Here is a 10,418-nt window from a genome sequence, read left to right on the forward strand (position 1 = left end):
CGACAGCAGAGACCACGCGGCAGCCGTGGCGCACCGCCGCGTTACTGCGCGAACGTAGCCGCACTCGAACGCTTGTCACAAGTTCATGCAGCGCGGATCACGTAAATGTCACAGACTTGTCGAAGAGCCAACTCACGCTTCCCGCCCGGGTGTTCGCGGCATTGCGGAGGGTCGTCAGCGGCCCTGTGGCGGAACGGGTGTGAACTCCACGGGGAGCGTGCGCAGTCCGCGCATGATGAGCCCGCCGCGCCGGCGCAGCTCGGCGGGGTCCGCCGCGAGGCGCAGGTCGGGGAGGCGGGTGAGGAGCGTGGCGAGCGCGGCCTGTCCCTCCAGGCGGGCGAGCGGGGCGCCGAGGCAGTAGTGGACGCCGTGCCCGTACCCGAGGTGCTGGTTGTCGCGGCGCGAGAGGTCGAGGAGGTCGGGGTCGGCGAACCGCGCCGGGTCCCGGTCCGCGGCGGCGAGGACGACGAGCACCGGGTCGCCGGGCGCTATGTCCTGCCCGCCGAGGGTGAGCGGCCGGGTGGCGAACCGCCAGGTGGCCAGCTCGACCGGGCCGTCGTAGCGCAGGAGTTCCTCGATGCCGGTCTCCAGGAGGCCGTGTTCCCCGGCGAGGAGCGCCTGCTGGAGGCGGGTGCGCTGCTCGGGGTGGGTGAGGAGGGCGTACGTCCCGTTGCCGATGAGGTTGACGGTGGTCTCGAACCCGGCGAAGAGCAGGATGAAGGCCATCGCGGCGGCCTCGTTCTCGGTGAGGTGCTCGCCGTGGTCGGAGGCGCGGATGAGCCCGGAGATGAGGTCCTCGCCGGGGGCGGGGGTGTCGGACAGGGCGGCGCGCTTGCGGTGGATGAGGTCGGCGAGATAGCCGCGCATCTTCTTGACGGACCGCGCGACCCCGCCCCGCGGTCCCCCGCCGTGCCGGATCATCATCCCGGCCCACTCCCGGAAGTCGTCCTGGTCCTCGCGGGGAACGCCGAGCAGGTCGCAGATGGCGTAGATGGGCAGCGGGAAGGCGAACTCATGGATGAGGTCGGCCTCGCCCTTGCCCGCGAACCCGTCGATGAGGTGATCGGTGAGTTCCTGCACCCGCGGCGCGAACTCGGCGACGCGCCGCGGGGTGAACGCCTTGGAGACGAGGCGGCGCAGCCGGGTGTGGTCCGGCGGGTCGATGTTGAGCAGGTGGGTCATCAGCTCGGCCTTGCGCTCGCCGGGGATGCCGGTCTTGCCCTTGGCGTGCGCGGGCTCGTCGTGATGCGCCGGGTTCTTGCTGAGCCGCGGGTCGGCCAGCGCCTGGCGGGCGTCGGCGTAGCGGGTGACCAGCCAGGCCTCCACCCCGCTCGGGAGCGTCGTCCGGTGCACGGGCGCGTGCTCGCGCAGCCAGGCGTAGGCGGGGTACGGATCGGCGGCGAACTCCCAGGTGAAGAGTTCGGGGGCCGGGGTGGAGGGGAGGGGCTGGTGCTGCTCGGTCACTCCTCGACCGTATCCGGCGGGGCGGGATGCCTCGCGCCCGCCCGGACGTCAGCGCGCGCTCTCCACCGCCCGGATCGCGTCCCGGTACACCCGTGCCGCCGCGCGCAGGGCCGCCTCCGGGTCCACGCCCTCCGCCTCCGCGCGCGCGGCCGCTGCCAGCAGGTCGTAGCCGATGCCCTCGCCCTTCGGGAGCGGGACGTCGAGGCCCGCGGTGCGGACGCGGGAGGACAGCTTCGCCGCCAGGGCGAGGCCGGGCTGGCCGAGCGGGACACCTTCGGTCACCGAGGTGCGCTGCTTCTCGACCGCCTTCGTCCGCAGCCAGTGCGCCTTGACCTCTTCCGGAGTTGTCGCGGTCTCGTCCCCGAAGACATGCGGATGGCGGTGGATCAGCTTGGCGACGATGCCGCCCGCCACGTCGTCGATGGAGAAGGGGGCGTCGGCGTCCTCCTCGGCTATGCGGCCGTGGAAGACGACCTGGAGCAGGACGTCGCCCAGCTCCTCGCGCAGCTCGTCGCGGTCGCCCTCCTCGATCGCCTCGACCAGTTCGTACGCCTCTTCGATGCCGTACTTCGCCAGGCCCTTGTGGGTCTGCCGGGAGGACCAAGGACACTCGACGCGGATCCGGTCCATGACCTGGACGAGGTCGAGCAGCCGGGCGCCCGGGAGGTCGTAGGAGGCGGGCAGCAGCTCCAGCTCCGGCATGTTCACGCGGCCGGAGCCCGCGAGGCGGGCCAGTCCGTCGGTGAGACGCGGCTCGCCCTCGCCGGTCGCCACCACGACCACCGTGCGCCCGCCCGCGCAGGCGTCGACCAGCTCCTGGGCGCTCGGGGCGGCCTCCTCGACCGCCGTGCCCGCCTCGCGCAGATACGGCAACTGCGGATGCGCCCCGTCCGCGCACAGCACCCGGTCCGCCGTGCGCAGCGCCTGCCAGGCGGGCCAGGACAGAAGTCCGGGGGCGACCCGGTGGCTGGTGGTGAGCAGGACGATCCGGCCGGGGGCGGCGACCTCGTCCTGACCCTGGGCGCCTTCGAAGCTGGTTGCGTTCACCCCTCGAACGTAACGCACACCACCGGCCGCCCCTGTGGGCTTAGGGCCTGTTGCGAAAGTCGCGTCGTTCGCCCGGAGGGCGGGCCTGGCGGCGTCCGGTGCGGTGCATCGCAAGGCGGAGGGTCGCCCGCGTACTGGATGTACGCGGGCGATCCCGACAACGCGGCGAGGTGCCGTGCCGGGCGTCGCCAGGCAGGCGGGACTTTCGCAACAGGCCCTAGGCGGCCTGCGGCACCGCTGCCGGTGTCGTGACCTCCTTGAGCCAGGGGGTCTTCGCGTCGACGGGGCTGCTCTTGTTCACGTCCCAGGCGCCGTAGCGCGGGTTCAGGTCGACGCGCAGGTCCTTCGACGCCTGTCCCAGCGCCTTCCAGAAGGTGTCCTTGCCCTCGACCGTGCTCATGTCGGCGCCGAGCGCGGCGGCCAGCTTCTGCGCCTCGACCGTGGTGCGCAGGCTGTCGTCGACGCGCGCGGGGGCCACGCCGTACTGCTCCAGCCAGGCGGCGTGCAACGCCTTCGCGCTGCCCGCCTGCTGCTCCAGGCTGGTCCGCAGTTGCTGGACGTCCCGGCGGGTGACGCTCACGCCCGCGTCGTGGGCGGCGCGGTCCAGGACGCGGTCGAGGACCAGGCTGTGCAGGGTGTCACGGCTGAGGCTGCTGGTCCGGGACACGGCCTGCTGGTACTGGACGTCGTCCGTGGCGGCGGCCCGCTGGGCGGTACGGATCTCGTTCACCCGGCCCTCCAGTTGCGCGACCGTGATCCGGTCCTGACCGACGACGGCCGCGGCGCCGGGATGTGGCGTGCTGCCACAGGCGGTGAGGAGGGGGGCGGCGGCCAGAACGGCGCTGAGGGCGATCGCGGTGCGGCGGTGCAAGGTGGCCTCCCTAAAGAGCTTGTGCGGCGGTGCACAAAGTCTTGCGATGATCGATGGTAGGCAGTGGCCCAGCTCTGGCCAACCCATTCGACCAACGATTCAGCGGGAGTTCGGGCACCGCCGGACCGGGAGACAGCCGATTCCGCACCGCCCGGCCGTCGCCGGGTGTCTCAGACCCGCACCTGCCCCAGCCACTGCAGGGTCCGGCGGATGTCCGCGGCCAGCGGATGACCGGGCCCGCGCAGGCGCTCCACGTCGTGCAGGAGCCGCACCAGGGTGTCCTGCGCGCTCACCCGGTCGCCGAGGGCGAGCAGCAGATGGCCGATGCGGCGGCGGACGTCCAGCGCGAGTTCCGGGTCCCCGGCCACGTATCGGTTCTCGTAGTACGGCAGCAGGGCCCGGTACTCGGCGAGGGCCGCCACCGGCTCGCCGAGCTGTTCCAGGCACTGCGCGACGTCGTAGCGGAAGCGCAGGGACTGGGGGTCGGCCTGGCCCGACTCGGTGGCGCGTTCGTCGGCGAGGCGGCGCAGTTCGGGCAGCGCCCGGCGGTACTGCCCGTCGTCCATGAGCGTGGCCGCGTACTGCTTGCGCAGGGTGCGCACGACCGGTGAGTGCTCGCCGTGCTGGGCCGCGGCGACCGGGAGGATCGCGCCGAGGATGTCCACGGCCTGGGTGACCCGGCCCTCGCCGAGCAGCCGCTTGACCTCGTCGACGGCGCCCGCGACATCGGGCCGCTCGGGCGGCGGAGCCGACTGCGGCCGGGGCGTGGGGACTTGGGCCCGGTACGGCCACGGGGCATGCGGGAGGAGGAAGGGGCGCGTGGGGTCGAGGGGGGCGCCCGTGGGTGTGCCGCGCGCCGGTAGGAGCGGCAGCAGCTCCTCGTACGTCTCCTGGGCCGAGGCCGGGCGGTGCTGCGGGTCCTTGGCGAGCAGGCGCAGCACGAGCGCCTCCAGCGCCTCGGGCACCTCCGGGCGCGGACGGCGCACCGGGGTGGGCGGGTCGTAGAGATGGCTGTGCAGCACGCCGAGGGCGGTGGTCCCGGTGAACGGCACCTGTCCGGTGAGGAGTTCGTGCAGGAGCACACCGAGCGCGTACAGGTCGGTGTAGGGGCCGACCGCGCCGCCCATCGCCTGCTCGGGCGCCATGTAGGCGGGCGAGCCGATGGGCGAGCCGGTGTGGGTGAGGCGGGTGGTGTCCGTGTCCATCACCGAGGCCACACCGAGGTCCAGGACGGTGACCGTGCCGTCCGGCCGGACCATCACGTTCCGGGGCTTGAGGTCCCGGTGCACGATCGGTACGGCGTGCACGGCGGACAGCGCGGCGCAGAGCTGCGCGGCGACGGCCACCGCCCACGGCCAGGGGTAGGGGTCGTGCTCGGCGAGGTGGTCGGCGAGGTCGGCCCCGTCGACGTACTGCATCACGAGGTACAGCTCCTCGCCCGCGCTGCCCGCGTCGTGCACGGTGACCAGTCCGGGGTGGTCGACCTGCGCGGTCACCCGGCACTCCCGTACGAAGCGGCGGCGCAGTTCGTCGGCCTCCTGGCCCGCCACCTTGTCCGGGCGCAGCAGCTTGACGGCCACGCGCCGGTCCAGGCGCTGGTCGTATCCCGTCCAGACCTGGCCCATGCCCCCCTGGCCGATGAGCGTGGACAGTGCGTAGCGGTCGGCGATGAGGCGTCCGCTCGCCATGGTCACCGACCGTCCTCGTGCTTGCGGAGGTAGTCGCTCAGCTCGTCGAGTTCGGCCCGGACCTGGTCGATGCGCGCGGGTCCGGGCTGCTGCGGCTGCGGGGGCCGCGGGGGTTGCAGGGGCTGGGGGACCGGCGGGTACGGGGTCGGTGGGGACTGCGTGGCGGCGTACGGCTGCGGGGCCGGGGCCGGGTAGCCGTAGCCCTGCTGCGGTGGTCCGGGGTGCACGGGGGCCTGCGGCGCGGCGGCCGCGGTCTGCGGCGGCAGCGGCGCGAAGGGCGGGGCGGCGCGGTGGTGGCGCACGTCGAAGACCAGGAAGTAGGCGGTGCTGAACGCGGCGAGGAGCAGGAGCACGGCCATCGCGACGTCGCCCCGGTGGTCGTTGTCCGGGAGCATGCCGACGGTGGCGAACCCGGCGATGGTCACCGGCAGGCTGAGCCAGGCCAGCAGCCAGTCCCTCCGCCGTCCGCGCAGCATGGCCACCCGGAACAGCGGCAGACCGGCGAGCAGTCCGCACGTGAGGGGGCCGATGGCGGCGAACAGGACGCGCAGGAAGATGGCCGTGCCCGAAGTGCGGGCGGGCGGCTGCACACCGTGGCCGTACATGGCTGCTCCTGGGACCGTGGTGAGGACGGACGATGATCGGAGTCCGAGCGTATAGCCCTCCCCGGACGCGGCGTCATGGGTCGGGCACAACCCCCGCTGTTCCCGTGCCCGTCCCCGTCCTCGCACCCGTCAGTCCGGTGCGACCGTGCCGTCCGTCAGCCCGTCGTGCAGGCCCCGGACGAGCTGTTCCCCGAGGCGGCCGGCGAGGCGCAGCGTGTCCTCGAACGCGGCGAGCGCCCGGAAGTGTTCGCCGTAGCGGCGCTGCCGGTCCAGCGGGAGCCGGGGCAGTTGGAGGCGGCGCACGTCGAGCCGGGTCGCGGTGGAGGCATAGCTGCTGGCCTGGCGGGTGTTGGCGGTGCCGCGCAGGAAGCCGGCGAGGAACCAGGGGTCGAGCGCGGCCGGGTCGGGCCGCAGCAGCGTGAGGTTGCGCCCGAGGGCGGCTCCGGCGGTCGCCCGGTCGATCACCCGCGCGACGGCGCCGCCGCCGAGGACGGGCACGACGACGTCACCCTCCTCGACCAGGACCGGCTCCTCCCCGACCGCGGGCAGCGTGCCGGACGGCGCGGTGCCCGCGAGGACGTCGTGGTCGGTGAGCACGCGCGCCGAGGGGCCGTTCCCTCCACCGCGCAGCAACAGCGCGCCCCCACGGGCGAGTTCGCCGACGGTGGTGAGCGACCAGCGGACCTGTCCGCCGGGGCCGGACGGGGCGCCGTCGGGCGCGGGCAGCGGCACGGAGAGCGCGGCGGTGCGGCGCAGGGTCTCGCCGAGGCGGGCGCTCAGGGCCGTGAGTTCCTCGGCGCCGCCGCCCGCCGCGGGCGGCGGGAGATGGCGGGCGGGGGCCAGGTCGACGTCGTCGTCGAGGAGTTCGATGACGGGTACGGAGCGGCTCACGCCCGGCACCTCCGCCACGCTGCCGTCGCGCGCGAACGGGCGCCAGGCGTCGAGGACCGCGGTGCGCACGCTCTCCCAGTCCGGGCCGCCGCGCGCCTCGGCGGTGGCCGCGCCGCCGTCCGCGACCAGCAACTCCGGGTGCGCGGGCGCCCCTTCGGGACGGCGCAGCACCCACAGGTGCAGCGGGATGTTGTACGGGGGCGCCGCACCGGCCGGCAGGGCGATCACGGCGCGCAGGGCGCCGCGGCGCAGCAGATCGGCCCGGATACGGCGGCCCGAGCGGCGGGAGGCGGCGGCGGGCGGCATCAGCAGGACGGCGGTGCCGCCGTCCTTGAGGCGGGCCAACGCGTGCTGCACCCAGGCGAGTTCGGACTCCGTACGGGCCGGGAAGCCGTACTCCCAGCGGGGGTCGTAGGTGAGTTCGTCGTGGCCCCAGTTGCGTTCGTTGAACGGCGGGTGGCACAGCACCGCGTCGGCCCTGAGGGTGTCGAACGCGTCGGCCCGGAGGCTGTCCCCGGCGGCGGTGCGCACGGCGGCCTTCGTGTGCAGGGCGAGGCGCAGCGCGGTGAACGCGGCCAGCGCGGGGTCGCCGTCCTGGCCGTACAGCCGCTGTTCGGGCAGGGGGGCGACGGCGCGCAGCAGGGCGCCGGTGCCGCAGGCCGGGTCGAGGACGCTGCGGGCGGGGCCCGCGAGGTCGGCCATCAGCGCGGCGGGGCCGTCCGGAGTGAGCGTGTACTGGCGGGGGTTGGCGTCGAGATACCGGCCGAGCAGGAACTCGTACGCCCCGGGGACGCCCAGTTCGACGGCGAGTTCGGCGACGCCGCGCAGCAGCGGGGCCGAGGACCGGAGCCGTTCGGGGGCCGGGACGGGTACGGCGGAGCCGTGGAGCGTGCCGGAGGCCAGTACCTGTTCGAGGGCGGTGGGCAGGAGTTCGGCCAGGTGGGCGTCGGAGCCCGCGCTCGCCTCCTGCCAGGCGCCGGGCCGGTCATGGACGAGCACGAGGACGCATCCCGCGAGGACGAGCGCCGTCAGGGGCCCTTCCGGGTGGCCCGCCAGTTGCTGCCACACGCGCTCCCGCAGCGGCACCTCCGCGAGCTTGCCCTGGCGGCGCAGCCAGTCCTCCACCTCGCCGAGCGCGAAGGAGGGGCTGGTGTCGGTGCCGCCGACCGGCTTGGGGAAGTCGGGATGGCGGCGGCGCCAGTTGCTGACGGCGGCCCGGCCGACCCCCGCGAGCCGGGCGATACCGGCCGCGGTCACCTCTGTCCCGTTGTCCTCCACCCACCGGCTCCCCTCTGCTCTGTGTGGCGTCGAGCATACCGATGAGCGCAACACGTCCCCCTTCACGCCCGTGCACACCACCCAAGCCGTGAACCGTGTTGACTCGGTTCACACGCTCTGCTGTTATTGACCCATCGAACGAGCGATCCGCCGAACAACGGCGCATCGCCTGGGGGGAGGGCTTCGTCATGGGCAAGGGCAAGATCGCGCTGGGCGTGGTGGTCGGCGTCGTCGTCATCGGCGCGGTGTCCGCGAACGCGGGCAACGACGAGGACAAGGGCGGCAAGGACACGTCCGCGTCCTCGGGGCAGCACTCCGCGAGCGGGTCCGGCCAGGACTCCGGAGGCAAGGGCGGGTCCGGCGCGAAGGACAAGGGCAAGGCCCCCGCGTTCGGCGGCGACGGCAGCTACCAGGTCGGCAAGGACATCAAGCCCGGCACCTACCGGACGGCCGACAACTCCGACGGCTGCTACTGGGAGCGTGCCAAGGACGCCTCGGGCGAGTTCGAGGCGATCCTCGCCAACGACAACGTCACCGGCACGAGTTACGTGACCGTCAAGGCGAGCGACAAGCTGTTCAAGACGAACGGCTGCGAGGACTGGCAGACCGTCGAGGACAAGCCGTCCGGCACGCCCCGTACCCAGAAGATCGACGGCGACGCGGGGATGCTCCGGGTCGGCGTCGACATCGCCCCCGGCACCTACACCTCCGCGGGCAACAAGGACGCCGGATGCTACTGGGAGCGCGCCAAGAACGCCCTGCACTCCCTCGACTCCATCGCGGCGAACGACAACGCCGGCGGGACGGCCGTCGTCACGGTCGCCGCGAGCGACGCCTACTTCAAGACCACGGGCTGCGCGGACTGGACGAAGTCCTCCTGACCCACCGCGGATCCCCCGGCCGGGGCGGCCCGCCGCGCCGCCCCGCCCCGGCACGTCCCACCGCACCACATGTCACATCACCCTCAAGGAACTTCCATGCGCCGCACCGCACTTGCCGCCCTCTGCCTCGTCGCCGCAGCAACCGCCGGAGTCACCGGCTGCCTGCCCGGCGGGGACAAGGCCGACGGCAAGCCCGAGGAACCGTTCGCCGGACTCTCCGGAAGCGAGATCGCCGAACGCGCCATGAAGGCCACCACCGACGCCTCGTCGCTGCGCATGCGCGGGGACGTCTACGACGACGAGTCCGGCGGCACGATCCGGCTCGACATGGCCCTGGACAGGAAGGGCACCTGCGCCGGCACCGTGAGCATGGACAAGACGGGCAAGGCCGAACTGATCAAGACCGGCGACACCCTCTATCTGAAGCCCGACGAGGCGTTCATCCGCGCGGAGGGCAAGGGTGACCCCAAGGACGAGACCGACGCGGTGGTGTCCTTCATGGCCGGGAAGTGGACCAGGACGAAGGTCACGGGCAAGGACGCCGCGGACGTCTCCGCGTTCTGCGATCTGGACACGGTGCTGGCCGGGGCCGACGAGGGGAGCACGGACGCCGAGCGCGGCGCGACGACCGAGGTCGACGGCGTCCCGGCGCTCGTCCTGAGCGAGCGGGACGGCAAGGAGAAGTACACGGCGTATGTCGCCACCGAGGGCAAGCCCTACCTGCTGAAGATCACCAGCAACTCCAAGAAGGAACCGGTGACGGTCTCCTTCACGGACTACGGGAAGCCGGTACGGGCCGCCGCGCCCCAGGGCAAGGTCATCGACCTGGACGCACTGGGCGAGTGACGCGGGCGGGCGGCCCCACAAGGTCCGTTCGCGCGGGCTCAGTTCACGCAGGCTCAGTTCGCGTGGAACCGGTCCGGCGCGTTCGTCGGGTTGCCGCCGGAGGGGAGCCGCTGGCTCGGGCAGCTCGCGATGACGTTCTTCATCGCCGTCTTCTCCGCTGCCGTCACCCACAGCTCGTACTTCTTCTTCACGGCCACCTGGGCGGCGACGTACGAGCAGCGGTACGCCTTGTACGACGGGAGCCAGTTCGAGGCGTCGCCGTCGCCCTTGCTGCGGTTGGGCGTCGCGCCCACCGCGAGCAGGTTGAGCGGGTCGTTGGCGAGCGCTATGCGCTTGCTGGGGGCCCAGCCCTTGGCGCCGGTCTGCCAGGCGTTCGAGAGCGCGACGATGTGGTCGATGTCCACCTGGCTGCGACCGCGCGCGAACGTCACGTTCTCGCCGCCGTACGGGTCGGGCGCCAGCAGCCCCGAGACGACCTTGCAGTCCCCGTCGCTGAACTTCACGTTCTTCAGGTCCCGCTTGAGGATGTCGTCACGGGTGTCACAGCCGTTGGAGTCGGTGTCCGCCCAGGGGCTGCCGAACCGGTCCCGGCCGTAACCGTCCTTCGGCGCCCATGACTTGACGGTCAGTGAGTCGATCGCGGTGAGCACGGACCCGCCCGGCATCGCGGTCTCACCCGGCTGCCCCGGCGTCGCGGATATCTCCGACCTCGGCGGGGTCGGACTTCCCTCTGTCTTCTGCGATCCCGCGGACCCTGTCGTGTCCTTGCAGCCGCTCACGGCGACCAGGACCAGAGCTGCGGCCGCGACGGCACCCCTCAGACGCACCACGCGACGTCCTCCCCTTG

At 73.1% G+C, this 10,418-nt stretch carries 9 protein-coding genes; 2 read left to right on the forward strand and 7 right to left on the reverse strand.

Features of this window, described 5'->3' with window-relative positions; genetic code table 11:
• Positions 1-174 precede the first annotated feature (174 nt).
• From ACZ60T_RS29800 to ACZ60T_RS29825, 6 genes are all read right to left on the reverse strand, one after another.
• Positions 175-1,464 (reverse strand): cytochrome P450 family protein, encoded by a 1,290-nt coding sequence (locus ACZ60T_RS29800; RefSeq protein WP_469668721.1) that lies wholly within the window; start codon positions 1,462-1,464, stop codon positions 175-177.
• A gap of 48 nt (positions 1,465-1,512) precedes the next feature.
• The gene (locus tag ACZ60T_RS29805; protein WP_469668722.1) at positions 1,513-2,511 is read right to left on the reverse strand and encodes a nucleoside triphosphate pyrophosphohydrolase; all 999 of its coding nucleotides are present in this window, start codon (positions 2,509-2,511) and stop codon (positions 1,513-1,515) included.
• 217 nt (positions 2,512-2,728) lie between these two features.
• Positions 2,729-3,382 (reverse strand): SurA N-terminal domain-containing protein, encoded by a 654-nt coding sequence (locus tag ACZ60T_RS29810; RefSeq protein ID WP_365624193.1) that lies wholly within the window; start codon positions 3,380-3,382, stop codon positions 2,729-2,731.
• A gap of 170 nt (positions 3,383-3,552) precedes the next feature.
• Entirely contained in the window at positions 3,553-5,076 is a 1,524-nt protein-coding gene (locus ACZ60T_RS29815; RefSeq protein WP_469668723.1) for a protein kinase domain-containing protein, read from the reverse strand.
• Complete coding sequence (locus ACZ60T_RS29820; protein WP_469668724.1) at positions 5,073-5,675, reverse strand: hypothetical protein; 603 nt, start codon at positions 5,673-5,675, stop codon at positions 5,073-5,075. Before ACZ60T_RS29820 ends, ACZ60T_RS29815 begins: the two co-directional genes overlap by 4 nt.
• A 129-nt stretch (positions 5,676-5,804) precedes the next feature.
• Positions 5,805-7,844: an N-6 DNA methylase gene (locus tag ACZ60T_RS29825; protein ID WP_469668725.1), complete on the reverse strand. Its 2,040-nt coding sequence runs from the start codon at positions 7,842-7,844 to the stop codon at positions 5,805-5,807.
• Positions 7,845-8,032: 188 nt separating this feature from the next.
• On the opposite strand from ACZ60T_RS29825, the gene ACZ60T_RS29830 reads away from it, so the two are divergent.
• Both ACZ60T_RS29830 and ACZ60T_RS29835 read left to right on the forward strand, forming a co-directional pair.
• Complete coding sequence (locus ACZ60T_RS29830; protein WP_469668726.1) at positions 8,033-8,725, forward strand: hypothetical protein; 693 nt, start codon at positions 8,033-8,035, stop codon at positions 8,723-8,725.
• A gap of 96 nt (positions 8,726-8,821) precedes the next feature.
• A complete protein-coding gene (locus ACZ60T_RS29835; RefSeq protein ID WP_469668727.1) occupies positions 8,822-9,571 on the forward strand; it encodes a hypothetical protein in 750 nt (249 codons plus the stop codon).
• A 53-nt stretch (positions 9,572-9,624) separates the two neighbouring features.
• Here ACZ60T_RS29835 and ACZ60T_RS29840 read toward each other — a convergent pair whose 3' ends face one another.
• Positions 9,625-10,401, reverse strand: a complete 777-nt coding sequence (locus tag ACZ60T_RS29840; protein WP_469668729.1) for an HNH endonuclease family protein — start codon at positions 10,399-10,401, stop codon at positions 9,625-9,627.
• Positions 10,402-10,418 lie beyond the last annotated feature (17 nt).

Source organism: Streptomyces sp. NPDC104371, from assembly GCF_055583785.1.

Bases quoted from the DNA above. Each gene is read 5' to 3' on its own strand.
- ACZ60T_RS29820 (WP_469668724.1), bottom strand. From the start codon at position 5,675: ATGTACGGCCACGGTGTGCAGCCGCCCGCCCGCACTTCGGGCACGGCC.
- ACZ60T_RS29830 (WP_469668726.1), top strand. From the start codon at position 8,033: ATGGGCAAGGGCAAGATCGCGCTGGGCGTGGTGGTCGGCGTCGTCGTC.
- ACZ60T_RS29835 (WP_469668727.1), top strand. From the start codon at position 8,822: ATGCGCCGCACCGCACTTGCCGCCCTCTGCCTCGTCGCCGCAGCAACC.